The sequence below is a fragment of the Curtobacterium sp. 1544 genome (assembly GCF_040544915.1).
Lineage (GTDB): Bacteria > Actinomycetota > Actinomycetes > Actinomycetales > Microbacteriaceae > Curtobacterium > Curtobacterium pusillum_C.
On the sequence record NZ_JBEPKX010000037.1, the window covers coordinates 12021 to 34388 of the forward strand.

At 71.0% G+C, this 22368-nt stretch carries 19 protein-coding genes and 1 other RNA gene; 9 read left to right on the forward strand and 11 right to left on the reverse strand.

From position 1 onward, the window contains the following. Positions 1–20: 20 nt before the first annotated feature. The 7 genes from ABIC61_RS16885 to ABIC61_RS16915 all read left to right on the forward strand — a co-directional run bounded on the left by ABIC61_RS16885 (position 21) and on the right by ABIC61_RS16915 (position 8997). On the forward strand, positions 21–1217 hold the full coding sequence (locus tag ABIC61_RS16885) for an ABC-2 transporter permease (protein ID WP_354030851.1): 1197 nt from the start codon (positions 21–23) through the stop codon (positions 1215–1217). An 18-nt stretch (positions 1218–1235) separates the two neighbouring features. Beyond that, positions 1236–2018 carry an inositol monophosphatase family protein gene (locus ABIC61_RS16890; protein WP_144749397.1) on the forward strand — a complete coding sequence of 261 codons (783 nt, stop codon included), beginning with the start codon at positions 1236–1238 and terminating at the stop codon, positions 2016–2018. Between the two features lie 456 nt (positions 2019–2474). After that, positions 2475–5171, forward strand: coding sequence for a helix-turn-helix transcriptional regulator (locus ABIC61_RS16895; RefSeq protein ID WP_354030852.1), 2697 nt, complete (start codon positions 2475–2477; stop codon positions 5169–5171). A 417-nt stretch (positions 5172–5588) separates the two neighbouring features. Then, complete coding sequence (glmS, locus tag ABIC61_RS16900; protein WP_354030853.1) at positions 5589–7403, forward strand: glutamine--fructose-6-phosphate transaminase (isomerizing); 1815 nt, start codon at positions 5589–5591, stop codon at positions 7401–7403. Positions 7404–7417: 14 nt separating this feature from the next. After that, complete coding sequence (locus tag ABIC61_RS16905; RefSeq protein WP_354030854.1) at positions 7418–7555, forward strand: hypothetical protein; 138 nt, start codon at positions 7418–7420, stop codon at positions 7553–7555. Between the two features lie 43 nt (positions 7556–7598). After that, positions 7599–8312, forward strand: coding sequence for a M50 family metallopeptidase (locus ABIC61_RS16910; RefSeq protein ID WP_354030855.1), 714 nt, complete (start codon positions 7599–7601; stop codon positions 8310–8312). Positions 8313–8463: 151 nt separating this feature from the next. After that, the gene (locus tag ABIC61_RS16915) at positions 8464–8997 is read left to right on the forward strand and encodes an NUDIX hydrolase (RefSeq protein WP_354030856.1); all 534 of its coding nucleotides are present in this window, start codon (positions 8464–8466) and stop codon (positions 8995–8997) included. Positions 8998–9205: 208 nt separating this feature from the next. On the opposite strand, the gene ABIC61_RS16920 is transcribed toward ABIC61_RS16915, so the two are convergent. Next, complete coding sequence (locus ABIC61_RS16920; RefSeq protein ID WP_354030857.1) at positions 9206–10420, reverse strand: amidohydrolase family protein; 1215 nt, start codon at positions 10418–10420, stop codon at positions 9206–9208. An 88-nt stretch (positions 10421–10508) separates the two neighbouring features. Between ABIC61_RS16920 and ABIC61_RS16925 the strand changes: the two genes are divergently transcribed. Together ABIC61_RS16925 and ABIC61_RS16930 are read left to right on the forward strand one after the other, a co-directional pair. Then, on the forward strand, positions 10509–11963 hold the full coding sequence (locus ABIC61_RS16925; protein ID WP_354030858.1) for an O-acetylhomoserine aminocarboxypropyltransferase/cysteine synthase family protein: 1455 nt from the start codon (positions 10509–10511) through the stop codon (positions 11961–11963). A 3-nt stretch (positions 11964–11966) separates the two neighbouring features. After that, a complete protein-coding gene (locus tag ABIC61_RS16930) occupies positions 11967–13274 on the forward strand; it encodes an LLM class flavin-dependent oxidoreductase (protein WP_354030859.1) in 1308 nt (435 codons plus the stop codon). 10 nt (positions 13275–13284) lie between these two features. Here ABIC61_RS16930 and ABIC61_RS16935 read toward each other — a convergent pair whose 3' ends face one another. From ABIC61_RS16935 to ABIC61_RS16980, 10 genes are all read right to left on the reverse strand, one after another. Further along, the gene (locus ABIC61_RS16935; protein ID WP_354030860.1) at positions 13285–14949 is read right to left on the reverse strand and encodes an APC family permease; all 1665 of its coding nucleotides are present in this window, start codon (positions 14947–14949) and stop codon (positions 13285–13287) included. Between the two features lie 126 nt (positions 14950–15075). Then, positions 15076–15849 carry a hypothetical protein gene (locus ABIC61_RS16940; RefSeq protein WP_354030861.1) on the reverse strand — a complete coding sequence of 258 codons (774 nt, stop codon included), beginning with the start codon at positions 15847–15849 and terminating at the stop codon, positions 15076–15078. A 162-nt stretch (positions 15850–16011) separates the two neighbouring features. After that, positions 16012–16389, reverse strand: a transfer-messenger RNA (tmRNA) gene (gene ssrA / locus ABIC61_RS16945). Positions 16390–16484: 95 nt separating this feature from the next. Continuing rightward, complete coding sequence (gene smpB, locus ABIC61_RS16950) at positions 16485–16961, reverse strand: SsrA-binding protein SmpB (RefSeq protein WP_022907777.1); 477 nt, start codon at positions 16959–16961, stop codon at positions 16485–16487. A 104-nt stretch (positions 16962–17065) separates the two neighbouring features. Continuing rightward, a complete protein-coding gene (ftsX, locus tag ABIC61_RS16955; RefSeq protein ID WP_079236309.1) occupies positions 17066–17980 on the reverse strand; it encodes a permease-like cell division protein FtsX in 915 nt (304 codons plus the stop codon). Further along, positions 17977–18735 carry a cell division ATP-binding protein FtsE gene (gene ftsE, locus ABIC61_RS16960; RefSeq protein WP_079236310.1) on the reverse strand — a complete coding sequence of 253 codons (759 nt, stop codon included), beginning with the start codon at positions 18733–18735 and terminating at the stop codon, positions 17977–17979. Before ftsE ends, ftsX begins: the two co-directional genes overlap by 4 nt. A gap of 51 nt (positions 18736–18786) precedes the next feature. After that, on the reverse strand, positions 18787–19896 hold the full coding sequence (gene prfB / locus ABIC61_RS16965) for a peptide chain release factor 2 (RefSeq protein ID WP_079236311.1): 1110 nt from the start codon (positions 19894–19896) through the stop codon (positions 18787–18789). Between the two features lie 73 nt (positions 19897–19969). Beyond that, the gene (locus ABIC61_RS16970; protein ID WP_354030862.1) at positions 19970–20692 is read right to left on the reverse strand and encodes a class I SAM-dependent methyltransferase; all 723 of its coding nucleotides are present in this window, start codon (positions 20690–20692) and stop codon (positions 19970–19972) included. Beyond that, a complete protein-coding gene (locus tag ABIC61_RS16975) occupies positions 20685–21140 on the reverse strand; it encodes a hypothetical protein (RefSeq protein ID WP_354030863.1) in 456 nt (151 codons plus the stop codon). Before ABIC61_RS16975 ends, ABIC61_RS16970 begins: the two co-directional genes overlap by 8 nt. A 10-nt stretch (positions 21141–21150) precedes the next feature. Beyond that, positions 21151–22314: a cysteine desulfurase family protein gene (locus ABIC61_RS16980; protein WP_354030864.1), complete on the reverse strand. Its 1164-nt coding sequence runs from the start codon at positions 22312–22314 to the stop codon at positions 21151–21153. Between the last annotated feature and the right edge of the window lie 54 nt (positions 22315–22368).

A 22368-nucleotide genomic window follows, 5' to 3' on the forward strand; every position in this document is an offset into this window, starting at 1 on the left:
GCGTTGTACAGTTGCCCTTCGTGTCTGAAGTTGCAAAGTACAACTTTGCGCCGACCCCCGCCGTCGACGCCCCGTCCTCCACCATGACGACAACGACGTCGCACGTGCACACCTCCCCCGCCCAGCCCCACTCGCACGCCGCACCCCGGTCCTCCAGGAGTCCGCGGGAGCCGAGCGGCCCGTCGGTCATCCGTCCGCAGGGCCTCGGTCGCATCCTGCTGAGCTTCGGCTCGCACATCCTCGTGCCGTTGTTCCTGGCCGTCGGCATGGGCCTGGCCTACCTCGGCGCCTTCCACGCCCCGACGCTGCACGACCTCCCCGTCGGCATCATCGGTCAGGGCGCGGCGACGCAGGTGTTCGCCCAGACCGTCACCGACCAGTCGGACGGCGCCCTCGTCACGCACGTGGTGTCCTCGACCGCCGAGGCCGAACGACAGGTCCGCGACCGCGAGCTCGCCGCGGTCTACGCCCCCGGGACGTCCGGTGCGACGCTCTACGTCTCCACCGCCGCATCGGAGACCACCGCGACCGCTGCGCAGAAGATCTTCATGCCGATCGCGTACCAGGCGCACCTGCCCTTCACCGTGCAGGACGTCGTCCCCTCGGGCGAGCAGGACACCACCGGGCAGGGACTCTTCTTCCTCCTCGTGGCCCTGAGCGTCGGCGGCTACGCGTCCGCGATCGCCGTGGCCGCGTTCGCCGCCCGTCTCCGCCCGCTGTGGACGGCGGTGATCGGCCTCGCGACCGCCGGGGTCGTCGCCGGCATCGGGATCGTGATCGCCGGCCCGCTCTACGGGATCATCACCACGCACCGCTGGGAGATCTTCCTGTTCGCGTGGATGTACGACGCGATCATCGTCGCGCTCGGCGTCGGCCTGCACCCGCTCCTCGGGCGGTGGACGACACCGATCCTCACGATGCTCTTCGTGATGCTCAACTTCACGTCCTCGGGCGGCATCTTCCAGCCAGCGTTCCAGCCGGGCTTCTTCGCAGGACTCAACACCTTCTGGAGCGGCGCCGCCTGGTTGCAGGCAGCCCAGGACCTGCAGTACTTCCCCGGCGCCTCGCTCGGCCGGTCGTCCCTCGTCCTCGCGCTCTGGCTCGCCGCCGCCGTGCTGCTCTGCGTCGTCGTGCACGGGCTCGTCGCGCGCCGGGCCCGCATCGCCCGCGACCGCGAGGTCACCGCCCTGGAGGAGGAAGAGGTCGTGGCGGCGTAGGCCGCTACGCTGGCGGGCGTGGACCTCAGCGCCGACCTGGACTTCGCCCGCTCCCTCGCCGACACCGCGGACGCCATCAGCCTTGAGCGGTTCCGTGCCGCCGACCTGCACGTGTCGAAGAAGGCCGACAGCACGCACGTCACCGACGCCGACCAGGCCGTCGAGCGGGCGCTGCGCGAGCGGCTGGCGACCGAGCGCCCGGACGACGCGTTCCTCGGCGAGGAGACCACGGCGGACACCGGTGCCGAGGCCGTCAGCGAGGGGCACCGCCAGTGGGTCGTCGACCCGATCGACGGCACCGCGAACTACCTCCGTGGCGTGCCGGTCTGGGCGACGCTCATCTCGCTCGCCGTCGACGGCCGGCCGGTCCTCGGCGTCGTGAGCGCCCCCGCCCTCGGCAAGCGCTGGTGGGCGGCGGAGGGGCAGGGAGCGCACTCGTTCGACGGCCCGCTCCGGGTCTCCGGCGTCGACACCCTCGCCGACGCCAGCCTGAGCTACAACAGCATCCAGCAGTGGGACGACGACGACCGGCTCGACACCTTGATCGAACTGTCCCGCAAGGTCTGGCGCACGCGGGCGTACGGGGACATGTGGTCGTACATGCTCGTCGCCGAGGGGGTCCTCGACATCGCTGGCGAGCCCGACCTCAAGCCGTGGGACATGGCGGCACTCGTGCCGATCGTCGAGGAGGCCGGCGGCCGCTTCACCTCACTCGACGGCGACCCGGGGCCGTGGCACGGCAGCGCCCTCGCGACGAACGGCCTCGTGCACGACGCCGTGGTCGAGGTCATCCGGCGCTGACGCCGCAGGTCCACCCCGGAGGGGACACCCCTGTACCCCGTTTTCGTACCACGGCGCCCCGGAAGTCACCCCCGTGGGGGTCACACGGCCCCCCGGACTGGGGGCACCGGGGGGTGACATCGGATTGCGGAGACTGGCCAACCCGGTCGAAACCTGAGTTATCTTGCTTGCAGGCGACAGGTCAGGAGCCGCGTCGGAGTCCCTAGCTCCGAACGGACCACCGGACCGGTCGTGCTTCGTCCGAAGACCCTAACCCGAGGGGTGATACAGACGATGACTTCATCGTTCCCGAGCGGAACCGAGTGCACCCTCACTCGTCGACCGCATTCAACTACCGACAGCTCCGGCGCGCGTTCCCTCGCCGCCTCACGTCCGGCCCTCCACGCGGCGAACCACCGCGTCGGCACCCGGTCTCTCTCCGCCGCATCCGCTTCCGGACCCGGAGGCCGGTGAGTCATGGGACTCACCGGTCGCCGTCTCGAGGTCGACCGGATCGCGACCCTCGCTGTACTCCCTCGTGAGTCAGCGATGGTCGTCGTCGGCGACCCTGGTTCCGGACGCAGCAGCGTCCTCGACGCGGTCTCGAACCGCGTCTCCCTCCCCGTCGTCCGCGTCGGTGTGAACGGGAGCGAGTCCCACTGGCCACTGGCCGGCGTCACCTCGCTCTTCACCGCACTCGACGACCCCCGGGCGACGGCACACATCGCGCACCTCCTCCAGGGGACCGCGCCCGAGGATCGGCAGACGCCGGGGCTCGCCGCGGCGCACGACTTCCTCGACGCCGTGCACGCCCTGACCCTGCCGCCGACGCTCGTGCTGATCGACGACCTCGACCGGATGGACGTGGAGAGCCAGGAGCTCATCGCGTTCGTCGCGTCCCGGCTCGCCGGCACCGCACTCCGCGTCGTCGCCACGGTCCGCACCGTGCCGTCGGACGGACCGCTCGCGGCCCTGCCGATGCTGCGGATCGAACCGCTGCCCGCGGACGAGGCACTCGTGCTCGCCCGTGCCATGGCTCCTGAGGAGGCGAACGACGGCGTCCTCGCGGTCCTCGCCCAGGAGACCGGCGGCAACCCCGGCGCACTGCAGGAGCAGCTCGCCGTGCTCAGCCGCGAGCAGCTGAACGGCTCCGAGCCGCTCGTGCTGCCGCTCCGCCCGACGCCGACCACCGAGGCCATCGCGGCCCTGGCGCTCGGCTCCGTTGCGGGACGCGATCTGGACGTCCTCGCACGACTGGCGCTCGTCCCCGTGGCGAAGACCGCCGGGTGGGACCGCGACGAACTCGACGACCTCGCCGACGCCGGACTCACGTCCGTCAAGGGCCAGACCGTCTCCGTGCGCGATCCCCTCGTCCGCTCCGCGCTGTACTGGCGGATGCCGGCACGGGACCGACGGGCAGCCCACACGGAGCTGGCCGCGGCGAGCGCCGAGTCGGACCCGCGTGCGACCGCCTGGCACCGCAGCTTCGTCGACGACGTCCCCGACGTGACCGCCCTGCTGCGTGCGGCACGGTCCTACGTGGTGGACGGCAACGCCCAGGCCGCGATCGTCCTCACCGAGCGTGCGCTGCACATCGGCGGGGGCACCGAGGACGAGCACGTGGCGCTCCTCGGCGTGACCGAGGCACTGCTGGCGAACCGGCTGCTCGGCTTCGCCGCGCGGTACCTCGCCGCGATCCGGCCGTTCCGGACGATGGCCGACGAGACCCGTCGGCTCCGTCTGGAGTACTCGGTGCAGTACCTCAGCGGTGACGCCGTGCATGCGGACGAACTCCTCGTGCCGGTCGACCCGGAGGACGCCGCCGAGGCCGACGCCGTGGGTGGGCTCCTGGCGATGGTCGCCTGCTTCCGGGCCGAGGCCTGGGAACTCGACCACGCACGGGACCTCCTCGCCCGGGCCGAACTGCTCCGGCGGTCCGCGTCCGAGCACACCCGGGAGATCACGACGACGGCCCGCGAGCTCATCGCCGCCGTCGACGGCACCCTGCCGGCGGACACCGAGCTGCACGACGGGCTGTCCACCGCGACGCTCCTCGGCATGTCGGACCCCGCCCTGCTGCTCCTCGCCCACGCGCTGAGCATCGCCGAGCGGTACCGCAGTGCACGCCGCGTCTTCGCCCTCGTCCTCGCACGGGGACAGGAGGCGATGCCGGTGTGGACCGAGGCGGCCCGCTACCTGTCCGCCGAGAACGAGGTGCGTTCCGGGAACTTCCGGCAGGCGCTCCGCGCGATCGACGTGTGGGAGGCCGGCTCGTCGGTCGTCGAGCGGCTCCGCGAGCCGTCCCGGGCGATCGCGATCGCGTGGCGGCACTTCGCCGAGGGGCGCTCCCCCGAGGCGCTCGAGGTCGTCGACCGGTGCCTGGCGCAGCGGTCCACGAACCGCCTGTGGGGTGCGACCGCCAAGCTGCACGCCCTGCGTGGCCGGGTGCTGCTGCTCGACGGACGCGTCGAGGAGGCAGCGGCGTCCCTCGAGGCCGCCGACGCCATCGGCCGGTCGCTGCGGAACCCGGCGGTGCTCCGGCACCTCGGCGACCTGGTGGAGGCGTACACGCGCCTCGACCGGATCGACGACGCCCGGACCATCGCGGCACGGCTGGCGGCGGACCACCACGCACGGCCGTCCCGCTGGGGTGCGCTCGTGCTGGCCCGGAGCCTCGCACTCGTAGCCGACGACACCACCCGCGACACCGCTCGTCGTCGGGCGCTGGAACTGTTCCAGCCGCACGACTCGCAGTTCGAGCGGGCCCGGACCCTCGCGGCGCTCGCCGCCGTGGGGAGCCCGACGGACCGTCCGCGCCTCGGGGCCGCCGCCGCGGCAGCGTACGAGGCAGCGGGGCTCCGGCGTCCGCTCGCCACGCCCGCAGCGACGGTCGCGATGCCGTCGTTCGGTTCGCCGACGTCGCTGCGCTCCGGTCCGGTCCTGTCCGCGGCGATGCCGGGCACGCCCCGGAGCGCGCCGGACGCCTCGGCGGTGCTCACCTCGCTCACCGCGGAGGAGCGCGCCGTCGTGCAGAAGGTGACGGAGGGGTACCGCAACCGCGAGATCGCGTCGTCGCTCTTCATGTCGCAGCGGACGGTGGAGCTGCGGCTGACGCAGATCTACCGGAAGGTGGGGGCGCGTTCGCGGTCGCACCTGGTCGCGCTGCTCACGTGATCTGAACGCGACTCCCTAACGGACTGGAGGCGCGGTGCCAGCTGGCACCGCGCCTCCAGTCCGTTCCGTGGTTGCGGGAGACCGCACGCGTCCGCAGGTGCTCGCAGCCCGCACGCGGGGAACCGCAAGAGCGGGGCGGGACCGTTGCCGTGTCACCGACGCCGGGTGAGGCTTCTCCTGCACCGACCGCCGTGTCCCCCCCGGAGCCAGCCCGTGGTACCCCGTCCGGTACCCGAACCGTCGGCCCACGTACGCCGTCGTCCGTCCTCGCCTGATCCGAGGACGGGCGGCGGTCCGGGCCGGCGGACCGGACGCACGGCAGACCCGGCGGCGGTCGGTGCCGCACCTCCCCCACAGCACTCCCCCACTGCTTGCTCCTCCACACTCGCTGCTCCTCCCCACCCGAAGGGAACCCAGATGTGCGGCATCATCGCGGCCCGCGTCTCCGACGACGCGACGCCCTACCTGCTCGACGGCCTCGAACGACTCGAGTACCGCGGCTACGACTCCGCCGGGATCGCGGTCCGCACCGCTTCCGGTCGGACCGAGACGATCCGCTCCGTCTCCCGCGTGGGTGACCTCCGGACGCTGGTGTCCGCGCGGTCCGGTGACGCGTTGACCGGTGTCGGCATCGGGCACACCCGGTGGGCGACCCACGGCGTGGTCCGCGAGGCGAACGCACACCCGCACGCCGACTGCACCGGTCGGATCAGCATCGTGCACAACGGCATCGTCGAGAACGCCGACCGGCTGCGCACCACCCTGGAGGCGCAGGGGCACGTGTTCTCGTCCGACGTCGACTCCGAGGTCATCTCGCACCTCGTCGAGCGAGCGCTCGCCGTCGATCCGGACCTCATGCTCGCCGTCCAGATCGCGACCGCGCAGCTCGAGGGCTCGTGGGCGATCGTCGTGCTCGACGCCCGGGACGGCCGCATGGTCGTCGCGGCGCAGCGATCCCCGCTCGTCGTCGCCCGCTCGGCCCGGGGTGACTTCGTGGCGAGCGACATCGGTGCGATCGCCGAGTGGTGCGAGACGTTCGTGGCGCTCCGCGACGGCGACGTCGTCGAACTCGGCGAGGCCTGGACCTGGTCGTCCGACGGCATCGCCGTACCGGTACCGTTCCCGACGCCGTCGCCGTTCGCCGCGACCGCGCTCGACCTGGGCGACCACCCGGACCACATGGCGAAGGAGATCGAGGAGCAGCCCGCCGTGGTCGCCTCGATCCTCGACCGCGTCGCCCGCCGGGCAGCCGACGGCAGCATGTGGGTCGGCCTCGGCCTCCCGGGGTTCCACCGGCTCGCGATCGTCGCGTGCGGGACCTCCCTCAACGCCGGGCAGGTGATCGCCACGGCGCTCCGCGGCATCGGCGGCGTCCCGACGGACATCGTCGTCGCGAGCGAGGCCGACCAGGCCGTGCTCGGATCCGGCACCCTCGTCGTCGCGATCAGCCAGTCGGGTGAGACCGCCGACGTGCTCCGCGCACTCGACCGGTTCGAGGACCGGCACCCGGTGCTCGCCCTCACGAACAACGTGCACTCCTCGCTCGCGCGCCGCGCCGACGCGGTCCTGGACTGCCACGCCGGGCCCGAGATCGGTGTCGCCGCGACGAAGACGTTCACGGCGCAGGTCGTCGTCGGGGTCGCCGCGGTGATCTCCGCGCTCGTGGCCTCCGGGCGGATCGACACGGCGCGGGCCGAAGCACTCGTCGCCGAACTCACCGACCTGCCCGCACGCATCGACCACGCCGCCGCGATCGCCGCCGACCGCATCCCCCTGCTCGTGTCGAGCGTCAAGGACGCCACCGGGTTCCTGTTCCTCGGCCGCGGTGCCGGTCTGCCGTACGCCGCCGAGGGCGCACTGAAGCTCAAGGAGCTCAGCTACCGGTGGGCCGAGGCGTACCCGGCGGGCGAGCTCAAGCACGGACCGCTCGCCCTCGTCGACGAGGGCACCCCCGTCGTCGTGATCGACCACGGCGAGCACCGGCTGCAGGCGAACATCGCCGAGGTCCGCGCCCGCGGCGGGTTCGTCATCACGGTCGGCGGCGAGGGTTCGGACATCCCGGCGCTGACCCCTCGGGCCGCCGGTGACCTCGCCTGGGGTCGCGCGACCGCACCGTGGGGTCCCCTCGAGGCCGTCGTCCCGCTGCAGATGCTCGCCCGCGAACTCGCGCTCCAGCTCGGCTGCGACGTGGACAAGCCGAGGAACCTCGCCAAGTCGGTGACGGTCGAATAGCGAGGCACACGCGCATGAACCGGCTGACGGTGTTCCTTGCCGTCCTCACCGCGCTCGCCATCGTCGCCACGATCATCGTGATCGCGGTGGCGGTGGTGCCGGCGCTGATGTCGGCGGTGGTACCGGCCCTGGTGCCGGCCCTGGTCGGCTGAGTCCGTTCGGCTTCCTCCTGGGCGGGGCTGCGATCCTGGTGCCTTGACCACCGCAGCCCCGCCCCTCGTCTTCGTCGCGCTCCTCGTCGGCGCCGTCCTGCCCTTCGTGCCGCTCGTCGGACGCGTGGCCCGCATCGCCGCGACCATCGCGCACGAGGTCGGCCACGCGATCGTCGTCGTGCCGTTCGGCGGGCGGATCCAGCGCATCGAGCTGCACGCGGACGGGTCCGGCGAGGCCTGGGTGCAGCTCGGCCGGGTGCCGGGCGGGATCCGCTGGCTCGTCCGGATCCTCAACCTCTACGCCGGGTACAGCGCACCGCTCTGGGCCGGCGTGCTGCTCGTCACCGGGGTGCTGCACGGGTCGCGGTGGCTGCCCGTCGTCGTCCTCGGCGTCGTCGGGCTCGTGGCGTTGGCGTTCGTCCGGAACTGGTTCGGGATCCTCGTGGTGCTCGGCTTCGACGCGCTCGCGCTCTGGGTCGCCCTGCGCCCGTCGGAGACCACCGTGCTGGTCGTCGCCGCCGTCGGGGCGTTCTTCGTGGTCGACGGCCTGCGATCGGTGGTGCAGGTCGCGCGGTGGCTGGTGACCGGGGCGCGGGTGCAGACGGACTTCCACATCGCGGCGGCGGAGATGCGGGTGCCGGCGGGCGTCTGGTTCGCGCTGTTCGTCGCGGTGAACGCCGTGGCGGTGTGGCTCGCGCGCGGGCCGCTGCTCGAGGTCTGGGCGACGGTCGAGGCGGGCGTGCGCGCGCTGTTCTGACGCGGAGCGGCGGGGGCGCGGGCGGGGGCGGGTTCCGACTCGGAACGACGACTCCGCTGTGGTACGACATCGGACTTGTCGCACGGCACCGCAGCCGGCGCGCCCCCGCGTGGCACGGTGAACGACGCGAGAGCCCTGCGAGGATGACGCCGTGCACCTCGACGCCGTGACCTCCGCCCTCGCCGCGACGACGGCCCCGCACCGCGACCGGTTCGAGTCCTTCGTGCGGGCCCACGGCGACGCGGCACTCCGACGCGAGGGCGGCCCGGAACACCTCACCGCGTCGTGCTTCGTGTTCTCGCCCGACCTCGGCAGCGTGCTGCTGTGCCTCCACGGCAAGGGCCGGTTCTGGGTGCAGTTCGGCGGCCACCTCGAACCCGGTGACCGGTCGCTCGCCGACGCAGCCCGCCGCGAGGCCCGCGAGGAGTCCGGCGTCGCCGACCTCGACCTGCTCGATGAGAGCATCGCCGACCTCGACCGACACGACCTGCACGGGGGCTTCGCCTGCGCAGCGCACTGGGACGTCGGCTTCGTCGCCGTGGTCGATCCCGCTCGGCGGACCACCGTCAGCGACGAGAGCGACGACGTCCGGTGGTTCGCCCTCGACGCGCTGCCCGACGGCCTCGCGCCGGGGCTGCCCGCACGCCTGGCCGCAGTGGTGGCGGCCCTCGCCCAGCGCGACTGACACCGGACTGGAGGCGCGTGCCGGCGCCACCACGCGCCTCCAGTCCGATGCGTGCGCACCTTCCGACACCACGCGCGTCGATCGACCGGCGTCGTGTCGAACGATGCGCACGCACCGTGCACATGCGCATGATGCGACACCGCACACGTCGATCGACGAGCGCGGTGTCGCGAACGGCGTGCGAACCGACCGCCCGCCGCCGGCCGCGCTACTCCCAGGGGTGCTGCGCCAGCTCCGCGGGGTCGAAGACCCGGCCACCGGCCACCACGAGCGACCGCGGCACGCGGCGCACCAGCGCGTCCATCGGGTTCTCCGCGTCGACCAGCACCACGTCGGCGCGGGCGCCGGCCACCAGGTCGTGCTCCTCGCCGGTGACGAACCGGGCGCCGTCGCGCGAGGCGATCTCGACCACCCGCACCAGGTCCTCGTCCCGCACCACCCCGCCGGCCCGGGCGTACTGCCAGGCGATGCCGAGCACGTCCCCGTCTCCGTAGGGGCTCCACAGGTCCCGGATGCCGTCCGTGCCGAAGCCGAACCGCACGCCGGCCTCGTCGAACTCGTGCAGCGGCAGCTGCTTCATGCGGACCGGGGCGACCGTGGTCATCGTGACGCCGAGCCCGGCCATCCGGGCGAGCAGGTCGCGGCGCCGGACCGGGTCGACGTCGACGATCGCGAAGCCGTGCGCGACGTTGACCTTGCCCGGTGCGATCCCGAGCCGCTCGACACGGTCGAGGATCAGGTCGAACGAGAACGCCCCGAGGTCGGCGGGCTCGTGCAGGTGGACGTCGATCCCGCACCCGGTGTCTGCGGCGATGTCGAACAGGCCGTCGAGCTGTCCCACGGGGTCGCGGTCGATGAGCGACGGGTCGAGGCCGCCGATGTGCTCGGCACCGGCGAGCGCCGCCTGCCGGAGCAGGTCGAGGACGCCCGGGCGTCGGAGCACGCCGTCCTGCGGGAACGCCACGATCGACAGTTCGATCGCGTCGTCGAGGGCGGCACCGGCTGCGCGGACGGCCTCGATGCCGCGGAGCCCCACCCCGAGGTCGACGTCGACGTGGGTCCGCACCCGGGTCGTGCCGGTGCGGAGGGACTCGCGCAGGACCCGGGTGGCGACGGCCTCGCCGGGGATGCCGAGGGCGTCACGACGGGCACGCTCGTGGGCGATGCGCCCCTGGGTCCCGCCCTCGCCGCCGTACGACTCCCACGGGTGGCCCCACCAGCTCTTGTCGACGTGGGCGTGTGTGTTGACCAGACCCGGGAGCGCGACCTGCCCGCGGCCATGCACCTCGGTGGCGCCCGCCGTCGGCACTGCGCCGGGGGCGGTCACACGGGCGATGCGGGAGCCGGCGACGACGACGTCGCGACGCTCCCCTCCCCACGGTCGCACGTCACGGATGACCAGGGTCGCGTCTTCGTCCACCATGCCTCCACCGTAACGGGACGCCGCAAATCGGCGGCTGGAGGGCGAGGCCTGCGAGAGTACCGGGACGACCACGGCAGGAGGTAGACCGATGACGGACGAGGCGCACGGTTTCGCGACCGAGCAGGTGCACGGCGGGTTCCAGCCCGACGCGGGCCACGGTGCGAGGGTCCCCGCGATCCACATGTCCTCGGGCTTCCTGTTCGAGGACTTCGACCAAGCCCGGGACCGCTTCGCCGGCACGGACGACGGCTACACCTACACCCGCCTCGGGAACCCCACGAACGCGGACGTCGAGCGTCGCATCGCCCTGCTCGAGCGCGGCGTGGAGTCGATCCTCGTCGGCAGCGGACAGGCCGCCGCGACCATCGCGTTCCTCGGGGTGTTGCAGGCCGGCGACCACGTCGCCGCGGCGCGCAGCATCTACGAGGGCACGAAGGGGCTGCTCGTGCAGAACCTCGGCCGCCTCGGCATCGAGGTCGACTTCGTCGCCGACCAGCGCGACCTCGACGAGTGGGCTCGGCAGGTCCGTCCGAACACGAAGGCGTTCTTCGCCGAGACCATCCCGAACCCGAAGAACGACGTCCTCGACATCTCCGGCGTCGCCGACACCGCGCACCGTGCGGGTGTACCGCTCATCGTCGACAACACCCTGGCGACGCCGTACCTCGTCCGCCCGTTCGAGCACGGGGCCGACATCGTCGTGCACTCCGCGTCGAAGTTCCTCTCCGGGCACGGCGCGGGCCTCGGCGGCGTGGTCGTCGACGGTGGCACGTTCGACTGGTCCGTCTCCCCCGAGCGCTGGGTGCACCTGACCAGCCCGGAACGGTCGCTCGGCGGCGAGAGCTACGTCGACCGCTACGGCAGCCGGGCGTTCATCGTCTTCGCGCGCGACGTCGTCGCCTCCCGCATCGGCCCGACCCCGTCGCCGTTCAACTCCTTCCTGCTCCGCCAGGGCATCGAGACGCTGTCGTTGCGCGTCGAACGCCACAGCGCGAACGCGCTGGCCGTCGCGTCCTTCCTGGAGCAGCAGCCGGAGGTGACGAGCGTCGACTACGCGGGTCTCGCCTCCAGTCCGTTCCACGACCTCGCCCAGCGCTACCTGCCGCGCGGTGCCGGCTCCGTCTTCGCGTTCACGCTCGACGGCGGCGAAGCCGCCGCACGCACCTTCATCGACAGCGTGCAGCTGTTCAGCCGGATGACCCACCTCGGGGACGTCCGCTCGCTGATCCTGCACCCCGCCACGACGACGCACGCCGGCAAGACGCCCCAGGAGCGCGCCGACCAGGGCATCGACGACGGTCTGATCCGGCTGTCGGTGGGGATCGAGGACGTCGCGGACCTGGTCCGCGACCTGTCGCGCGGATTCGCAGCGTTGCGTGGTGCGGGTGTCGGCGCTGTCGGCGCTGTCGGCGCTGTCGGCGCTGTCGGCGCTGTCGGCGCTGTCGGCGCTGTCGGCCTGGAGGCACGGGTCGGCTCCGACTCGGAGCTCGCCTCCTTGGAACACGCCGTCCCCGGCAACCACGTGATCGCGGAGGAACTCTAGGCAATGGCCGAACTGCAGCACTTCGGGTACTTCTTCTCACGCGGGTTCGGCCCGCAGGCGTGGGGCCGGTCCGACTGGGACTGGGGACACGACTGGACGAAGCCCGAGCTGTACCAGCAGTCCGTCCGCGCCCTCGAGCAGGCGGGCATGGACCTCGTCATCGCCGAGGACGCCATCTCGCTCGGCAACCCGTCGACGCTCGACCTGCGCATCCGCCAGGCGTACGGCGGGCCGAAGCACGACCCGCTCCTGTTGGCGCCGTACCTGTTCGCCGCGACGTCGCACATCGGCATCGCCCCGACCGTGAACGCCGGGTTCACCCCGCCGTACCTCGCTGCTCGGCAGTTCGCCACGCTGGCGCACCTGTCCGGGTCGCGGCTCGGCATCAACGTCGTGACGGACACCGGGAGCGCCCGGCACGCGGGGCTGTCGCCGCTGCCCCACGACCAGGCGTACGACCGTGCCGAGGAGTGGATCGGGCTGCTGCGGCGGCTCTGGCGTTCCTGGCGCTCCGACGGGTACGTCGGCGACTCCTCGGACTGGAACTTCGCGAACGGGGACGCGCTCGACGCGTTCCACCACGAGGGCGAGTACTTCACCGCGGACGGGCCGCTCAACGCGCTGCCGCTCGACTCGGATCCGGTGGTCGTCTCCCCCGGCGGCTCCGGGCGCGGGCTGGCGTTCGCCGGGACCCACTCGGACGTGCAGCTCGCGCTCGCACCGCTGTCCGCCGCTGCCGTACGGGACTACCGCGAGCGGGTGGTCTCGGCCGCTGCCCTCGCCGGCCGGTCCGCCGCGGACCTCCGGATCCTGTTCGTCCTGAAGCCCGAGATCGTGTCCTCCACCGAGGAAGCCGACCGGATCGTCTCCGCGTCGACGCACCCCTCCGACGACGACCTGCGCACCGCGGCGATCGCATGGTCGAGCGACTCCGAAACCGACCTGCTCGCGCTCGACCTCGACGCGCCGATCCCCGCCGGGACGTTCGGCGACCACGTGTCCGCCGGCACGATCCGCGGCCTCGTCGGTGACACCCCGGATGCACCGCTGCGTTCGCTGCTGGAACGCAAGGCGCGCAAGGGTCGGGTGTCAGCGCGCGAAGGGTTCGTGGGGACCGCCGACGAGTTCGCCGACTTCATCGAGGAGCTCGGCGCGGACGCGGACAACGACGGCATCATCTTCTCGGGCGACCTGCACCCGGCGCAGGTCTACCGGACGTTCGGCGACCTCGTGCCGGTGCTCCGGCGCCGTGGGCTCCTCCGACGGGAGTACGGCGCCGGAGGCATCCGGCAGAACCTGTTCGACTTCTAGTCGTTCGGCTCTAGTGGTGCACCGGCTCGACGACGCCGCTCTCCTCGACGTCACGGACGTCCTCGGCGGTGCGGAGGATCTCCTCGCGGTCCGAGGCGGAGTTGATCGCCCAGTAGTAGATCACCAGTGAGAACACCGCGACCACCACGATGTCGATCCACAGCGGGAACACCGGGTGCGTCAGCGGGCCGAAGTCGCTGAGGAACACGATGAGGCCCATGCCGATCAGGTAGGGCAGCAGCCACTGGGCCGCCTTCCAGTCCCAGCGCGGCCGGACGCTCGAAGCGCCGCGGAACACGTTGTTCAGGATGATCACCACGGCACCGATGAGGATCGCGACGCCGAGCTTCCAGTCGGTGTCCCACCCGGTCCAGAGGATGATGAGGTTCGCGACGACGAACGCGATCGGCGACAGCACCGCCGCGGCCGGCATCCGGTAGGGCCGCTCGATCTCCGGGATGCGCTTCCGGAAGGCACCGAGTGCCAGCGGAGCACCCGCGTACATCAGCACCGACGCACTCGTGATGAGGCTGACGAGCCCCTGCCACGACGGGAACGGGGCGAAGCACGCGCACCCGACGACGAACGCCACGATCAGGCCGACCCAGGGCACGCCCTGCTTCGTCGTCCACTCGAACGCCTTCGGGAAGTAGCCGTTGCGGCTCAGCCCGTACGAGATCCGGCTCGTCGCCGTCACGTAGATCAGACCGGTGCCGGCGGGCGAGATGATCGCGTCGATGAAGATGATCACGGCGAGCCAGGTGATGCCGGCCGCCATCGCGATGTCGGCGAACGGACCGGTGTACTTCGTGAAGTCCGCCGTCGCCCAGGATCCCTGGATCGCGTCGGAGCGCAGCACGCCGAGGAAGACGACCTGGAGCAGCAGGTAGATCACGAGCCCGATGAGCACCGAGCCGATGACCGCCCTCGGGATGTCGCGCTTCGGGTTCTTGGCCTCACCGGCGAGCTGGTCCGCCTGCTCGAACCCGAGGAACGCGAAGATGATGCCCGACGTGGACACCGCGGCGAGGATGCCCTTCGCACCCTCGGGCATGAAGCCGTCGGCCGCCGTGAAGTTCGAGCCGTGGAACCCGCTGAACGCCAGCACGATGATGACGAGCAGGGGGATCGCCACCTTCCACCACGTCGCCGCGGAGTTCGTGTTCGCGAGGATCTTCACGCTGAGCATGTTGATCACCGTGACCACGGCCATGAGGACCACCGCAACGGCGATCCCCGCTCCGGTCAGCAGCTGCTGCGTCTCACCGTCGACGGTCGTCGTGTGCAACCACGGGTGTGCGAACTCCCAGTGCTGCGCGTACTTGATCATCGCCTCGACCTCGATCGGGGCGACCGTCACGGACTGCAGCCACGAGAACCACCCGAACGAGGCTCCGGCGACGCCACCGAACGCGATGTGGGGGAACCGCGCTGTTCCACCCGCGATCGGGAACATGCCGCCGAGTTCGGCGTGCACGAGGGCGAGGACGAGGATCGCCACGCCGCCGATGAGCCACGAGATGATCGCGGCTGGTCCGGCGGTCTTCAAGGCCTCCTGCGAGCCGAAAAGCCAGCCGGAGCCGATGATCGACCCCGTCGAGGCCCAGATGAGCCCGATGAAGCCGACGTTGCGCTTGAGGCCGGAGTCCGGCAGCGCCTGTGTCGTTGTAGCCACTGTTGCTCCTGTCGATGAGCGCGGTCCCGCGAACGGGGGCCGCGCTCATCGACTCTGGCACCGTGACAGCACTTTCGCCGGATTGTTTAACACAATGGAAACAAATGTGCTGTACAAGCACTCAGGCTACTTCTTCTTCGCCTTCTTCTTGCCGTCGTCCTTCTTGGACTGCTTCTTGCCGACGTCCTTCTTGCTCTTCTTCTTGTCGTCCTTCTTGTTCTTCTTCTTGTCGGACTGCTTCTTGCCAGCCTTCTTCGACGCCTTCTTCGGCTGGGGCTCGGGCTCCTGCTCCGTCGACCCGATACCGTCCACGGGCTCGACGACGACCGCGCTGCCCGTGTCGGTGAGGACGTCGACCGCGTGCTCCTCGACGACCGGCGCGAGCGCATCGTCCACCCGCTCGACGACGAGCGATGCCCCGTCCTCGGCGAGACGCAGGAGCGCCTGCGCCGCCCGCACCCGGGTCGTGGTCTTCCTGGCGAGGACGTCGGCGCGCGCACCTTCGAGGAACGCCCGCAGCGTCCGCTCCACCACCGACCGCCCGCGGGGCGCCGACCGGTCCAGTCGGTCGAGCTCGCCGGCGACGCCGGCGACGTCGTCCTCGACGTGCTCGTGCCGCACTGACTCGACGAGCGCCGCGATCGCAGCGGCTCCTCGCTCCACCGCCGGTGACCGCTGGTCGAGCACGACGAGCATCTCGATCACGGACCCGTAGGTCACCGTCTCGAGCCGCACCGGCTCGGCCCCGCGCCCGCGGATGACCAACCGGGCGTCCGGTGTCGGGAGCCATGCAGCCAACGCAGCGACCGTCGCGACCGAGGCGACCGCCCGCTCGTAGTCGGCGAGCACCACTCGCTCCTGCTCTCGCAGACGGACTCGGATCGCGATCTCCTGCACCACGCGTGGACCTCTCGTTCGGGATCAGCACGGGCGAGTTCCCGCACCTGGCCCGGATCGTAGTCCCCGCGGGTAGCGGGACAGCGAACGCCCCGAAACCATCCAGGGACGGCGTCGGGGCGTTCGGTGTGGCGTCAGCGTGACAGCGGCTCGGCGTTCGGCGAATGGTGGAGATGGGGGGAATCGAACCCCCGTCCATCGCTGCAATTCGACGTCTTCTACGGGCGTATCCGGATGGTTCGTTCTGCTCGGCCCCGTCCTTTGCTACCGGCTTCTAGGACGACGGGCCCAGTCTCAGTGCAAGTCCCGCACGGCCCTGAGGCGCAACCGTGCAGCAAGTCCTCTGGATGACGCCGGAACTCAGGTTAGAAGACGATCACCTGGCCGACGGACTTCATGTGCTGGGCTGCTTACGCAGCGAGAGCGAAGTCAGTGCGCTTGGAATTGGCACTTGTTGGTTTCCACGGATCGTTAACGAGATAACCGTGGGTCCTCGGCCCGCTTCCCGTCGGCACACAGGCAATGTCGAAACCGATCATCCCCATGCGGGCCGGACGTGCGAGCCGCTGTCACGCTGTTGAGTTGCCAATGCCCCGTTCGGAGCAGTCCCTCAGTCTACCGACCGAAACCGATCAGCGCTACTCGCCGACGCGGTTCCGGGTGCGCATGGCCCGCTCGGCCTCGCGCTTGTCGGTCTTCTCGCGCAGGGCCTGGCGCTTGTCGAACTCACGCTTGCCCTTCGCGACCGCGATCTCCACCTTGGCCCGGCCGTCGTGGAAGTAGATCTGCAGCGGCACGAGCGTGTAGCCGCCCTGGGCCGTCTTGTGGGAGATCTTCACGATCTGCTGCTTGTGGAGGAGCAGCTTCCGCTTCCGCCGCGGCGCGTGGTTGTTCCACGTGCCCTCGGTGTACTCGGGGATGTGCACGGCGTCGAGCCAGGCTTCGCCCCCGTCGATGAAGGCGTACCCGTCGACGAGCGACGCGCGCCCCTCACGGAGGGACTTCACCTCGGTGCCGGACAGGACCATGCCGGCCTCGTACGTGTCCTCGATCAGGTAGTCGTGACGCGCGCGACGGTTCGTCGCCACGATCTTCTCGCCGCGTTCCTTCGCCATGCGTGTCTCCTCCCGGGCGGTCGCTGCGGATGCGCAGCCCTACAGACTACCGAACGCACGGCATGCGGCGCACCTTCCCGGCGCGCCGCCGACGCGACCACGCGTCAGACCTTGAGGTACCGGCGGATCGCCACGAAGGCGGACAGCCCCGCCAGGACGATGCCGATGACGATCACCGCCGGGACCACGACCGCCGCGTCCCCCATCCCGATGAACGCCGTGCCGGAGAACCGCTGCGCCAGGTAGTTCCGGACGAAGAACCACACCACGGCGACGATCGCCCCACCCGCGAGGACCGCCCCGATGGCCGCGGCGATCACCCCCTCGAGCACGAACGGTGTCTGGATGAACCGGTTCGACGCCCCGACGAGGCGCATGATGCCGAGCTCGCGCCTTCGACTGAAGGCCGACAGGCGGATCGTCGTCGCGATGAGCAGCACGGCCGCGATGAGCATCAGCGACGCGATGCCGATCGCCGTGTACGACGACGCGTTGAGCAGGTTGAAGATCGGTTGCAGGTACCCGCGCTGGTCCACGACGCTCTGCACGCCGGCGACCTTCGACAGGCTCTCGACGAGCACGTCCGCCTGGGACGGGTTCTTCAGGTTCACCCAGAAGGTCTCGTTGAGGTACTCGGGCTTGACGAACTCCGTGGCGGGAGAGTCCTTGAACTGCTGCTTGAAGCGGTCGTACGCCTGGTCCTGGTCCTCGTAGTACGTCTTCTCGATGTACGGCTTGAGGGTCGAGGAATCCAGCTGCGCCTGCACCTGCTGCCGCTGGTCGTCGGTGGCCTTGGCGCCGGTGCAGTTGCCGGTGGTGTCCGTGTCGGTGCAGAGGTAGACCGCGACCTGGGCCCGGTCGTACCAGTACCCCTTCATCTGGTTGATCTGCATCTGGAGCAGGATCGCGGTGCCGACGAAGGTCAGCGAGATGAAGGTCACGAGGACGACGGACACGACCATGGACGCGTTGCGCCGCAGGCCCGAGCCGACCTCGGACATGACGAGCCCGAGCCTCATCGGATGATCCCCGGGATGGTCTGGATGCCGGTGGTGTTCGAGACGCCACCACCGCGCTGGATCGGCACCGCCTGGGTCTGGTAACCGCCCGACTGCTCGTCGCGCAGGATGGTCCCGTTCGAGAGCTCGATGACGCGGCGCTGCATCTGGTTCACGATGCTGGCGTCGTGGGTCGCCATGAGCACGGTGGTGCCTCCCTGGTTGATGCGTTCGAGGAGCGCCATGATGCCGGCCGAGGTCGTCGGGTCGAGGTTTCCGGTCGGCTCGTCGGCGAGCAGGATCGCCGGCTTGTTGACCACCGCGCGGGCGATCGCGACACGCTGCTGTTCGCCACCGGAGAGCTCGTGCGGCATGCGGGTCGCCTTGCCGGCCAGGCCCACGAGCTTGAGCACGTCGGTGACGGCCTCGCTGATGAAGCCCTTGCTCTTGCCGATCACCTGCAGCGAGAACGCGACGTTGTCGAAGACGTTCTTGTTCGGGAGGAGCCGGAAGTCCTGGAAGACCACGCCGAGGTTGCGGCGGAAGTACGGGACCTTGCGCGACGACAGGGCGCCCAGACGCTGTCCGAGCACGTGGATCTGCCCGCGCGACGGCTTCTCCTCCTTCAGCACGAGGCGGAGGAAGCTGGACTTGCCGGACCCGGACGCGCCCACGAGGAAGACGAACTCCCCCTTGAGGATCTCGAGGGAGATGGCGTCGAGCGCGGGACTCGGGTTGCCCGAGTACACCTTGGTGACCTGGTCGAATTTGATCATGACCGGATCAGGGTAGGTCTCCCCGCCAGGAAATCAACCGAGGCGCGCGGCTCAGGAATCGACCGACTGCTTGCGCCAGCGGATGCCCGCGTTGATGAACCCGTCGAGGTCACCGTCGAACACGGCTGAGGGGTTGTTCACCTCGTGCTCGGTCCGGAGGTCCTTCACCATCTGGTACGGCGCGAGGACGTAGGAACGGATCTGGTCGCCCCAGCTCGCCGTGATGTTGCCGGCGAGCTCCTTCTTCTTCGCGTTCTCCTCTTCCTTCTTCAGGAGCAGGAGTCGCGACTGCAGCACGCGCATGGCGGCGGCACGGTTCTGGATCTGCGACTTCTCGTTCTGCATCGAGACGACGGTGCCGGTCGGGATGTGGGTCAGGCGGACCGCGGAGTCGGTCGTGTTGACCGACTGGCCGCCGGGGCCGGAGGAACGGAAGACGTCGACGCGGATGTCGTTCTCCGGGATGTCGATGACGGCGGTCTCCGGCATGAGCGGGATGACCTCGACCGCGGCGAACGACGTCTGGCGCTTGCCCGCTGCACCGAACGGCGACATCCGGACGAGCCGGTGGGTGCCGGCCTCGACGGACAGGGTGCCGAACGCGTGCGGCGCGTCGACCTCGAACGTGGCGGACTTGATGCCCGCTTCTTCCGCGTAGGAGGTGTCCATCACGGTCGTCTTGTAGCCGTGCTGCTCGGCGTAGCGGAGGTACATGCGCAGCAGCATCTCGGCGAAGTCCGCGGCGTCGACGCCACCGGCACCAGCACGGATCGTGATGACCGCGGGACGGTCGTCGTACTCGCCGTCGAGGAGCGTCTGCACCTCGAGGTCGCCCATGGTCTTCTGGATCGCCTTGAGCTCAGCGGCGGCCTCGTCGGCGGACTCCTGGTCGTCGGCCTCGTTCGCCATCTCGACCAGCACCTCGAGGTCGTCGATGCGCCGCTCGGTGTCGTTGACCTTCTTCAGCTCCGACTGCCGGTGCGAGAGCGCGCTCGTCACCTGCTGCGCGTGCTCGACGTCGTCCCAGAGGTCCTGGGCCCCGGCCTGCTCGCTGAGGTCGGCGATCTCGCGCTGCAGGCGGTCGACGTCGACCACCGAGCGGATGTTGCCGAAGGTCTCGCGGAGGGCGGAGATCTGCTCGGTGAAGTCCAGTTCGACCATGGTCACCAAGCTTACCGGCGCGCGTCCGACACAGCTGACCGTCTGGAGGCGCGGCTCGCCTCCGCCTCGCCGGTCACCGACCGACCGCGGTGACGACCAGGACGGCGGACGAGTCGACGACCGGGCCGCGCTGCCAGTCGCCGAACACCGCCGTCACGGCGAACCCCGCAGCGGCGATTTGTCGCTCCAGCTCGTTCCGCGTGCGGAAGTGCAGCGTCACGGTCTCGACGATCGTCTCGTCGGTGTCGGTGAAGCGGTTGGACGCGATCAGCCGGACGACTCCCGGGGCGACCTCCTCAGCCTCCGACCACTCTTCGAGCGGCCCGTGCGCGGTGTCGCGGGTGGTGCGCGCGGTCGAGGTCCACCTGTGCCAGGCCTCGGCCGCCGGGTTCCGGCTCTCGAACGCCAGGGTCCCGCCGTGACGGAGTGCCCCTCGCAGGTCCCGCAGGGTGCGTGCCCAGTCCTGATCGTCGATGTGCTGCGCGACGTTGCCCGTCATGACGGCGAGGTCGGCCGACGTCTCCGGGAGCTGTCGGCTGTCGCCGTGCACCCAGGTCACGGTCTCGGCACCCGGCCGACCGCGAGCACGGTCGAGCATGGTGACCGACGGATCGACCCCGACGACCCGGCGGCCCGGGCCTGCGAGCGTCACGGTGAGGATGCCCGTGCCGCAGCCCAGGTCGATGATCGAATGCGCTCCGGACTCGTCGGCCAGCGCGCGGTAGAAGTCGTGGTCCGGACCGTCGGGGTTGTCGTCGTCGTAGAGCTCGACGAGTCGCCGGTCGAGGTCAGCCACGGTCGGACGACTCCGCGTCGTCGCACGCCCAGTCGGCACCGAACGCCTCGTGGACACGTCGGAGCGCCTCCGGGTGCCCCCACTCCCGCACGTCCGAGCAGTCGTCCGACGCCCGGGCAGCCACGAGGCCCCATCGTCCGACGGAGACCCAGTTGTACACGAACCCCGCACCGGGAGCGCTGGCGGAACTGCCCGACGTCTCGCCGAGCATCTCCCGGTACCCGTCCGGGAACACGAGTTCCTGGCCCGACGGCAGGCACGACTGCAGATCCGTGCCGTCCAGCGTCTCGACGCTCACCGGCGCAGCGACCGTGCACGTCGGCGGCTCGGTCGCATCCGACCCCGACAGCGTGAGGAAGCCGTCGCGCGGGCCGGCGGCGACGCAGCCGGCCACCGTCGTCCCGACGAGCACGGCCAGCAGCACGGCGGCGGACACGCGGAGGGACACAGCGCGCGGCCTAGCGTCCGAGGACCGGTTCACGCGACGCCATCCCCGCGGCCCCCGCCCGCGCCACCGCGTCCGGCAGCGCAGCCAGGAACGCGTCGACGTCGGCGACGGTCGTGGTGTGCCCGAGCGTGATCCGGAGTGCTCCGCGGGCGTCCTGCTCGGACAGCCCCATCGCGAGCAGGACGTGCGAGGCCTCGGGCACGCCGGCCTGGCACGCCGAACCGGTCGACACGGCCACCCCGGCGGCGTCGAGCAGGAACAGCAGCGAGTCGCCCTCGCACCCCGGGAACGTGAAGTGCGCGTTGCCCGGCAGCCGGTCGACCGGGTCCCCCATGAGCACCGCCGAGGGCACGGCGGCCCGGACCCCGGCGACGAGTCGGTCCCGCAGCGCCCGGACGTCCGCGTGGGGCATCGCCGCCGCGACACCGAACGACGCAGCGGCCGGGGCGTCCTGCGTGCCGCTCCGCACCTGGCGCTGCTGACCCCCGCCGTGGATGAGTGGTTCGACCGTGGCCCGGCGCCCGAGGACGAGCGCGCCGATGCCCACCGGACCACCGATCTTGTGCGCGGACACGCTCAACGCGTCGAGGCCGGAGGCCGCGAACGACACCGGCACCTGCCCGTAGGCGGCGACCGCGTCGCTGTGCACGGGCACGCCCGCGGCGTGCGCGAGCTCGACGATCCGTGACACGGGCTGGATGGTGCCCACCTCGTTGTTCGCCCACAGGAACGTGACCAGGGCGACGTCCGAGGCGTCGGCGAGTCGTGCCTCCAGGCCGGCGAGGTCCACGCGACCCTGCGCGTCCAACGGGACCACGTCGACGACCGCGCCCTCGTGGCGCTCGAGCCACTCGACCGTGTCGACGGTCGCGTGGTGCTCGCCGCCGGGCACGACGATGCGGGGCCGCGGCCGGTCCTGCTGCCGCGCCCAGAACATGCCCTTGACCGCGAGGTTGATGCTCTCGGTGCCGCCCGAGGTGAACACGACCTCGACCGGGTCGGCGTCGAGCGAGGCGGCGACCGCGGCACGGCCGTCCTCGAGCAGCATCTTCGCCTGCTGCCCGGCGCTGTGGATCGACGACGGGTTGCCGACGGTGCCGAGCGCAGCGGTGAACGCGGCGAGCGCCTCCGGCAGGATCGGCGTCGTCGCGGCGTGGTCGAGGTAGACCGGCATCTGCACCCCCTGAACGAGCATTTCCAGGATACCCGCGGGTCCTCGTACCCTGGT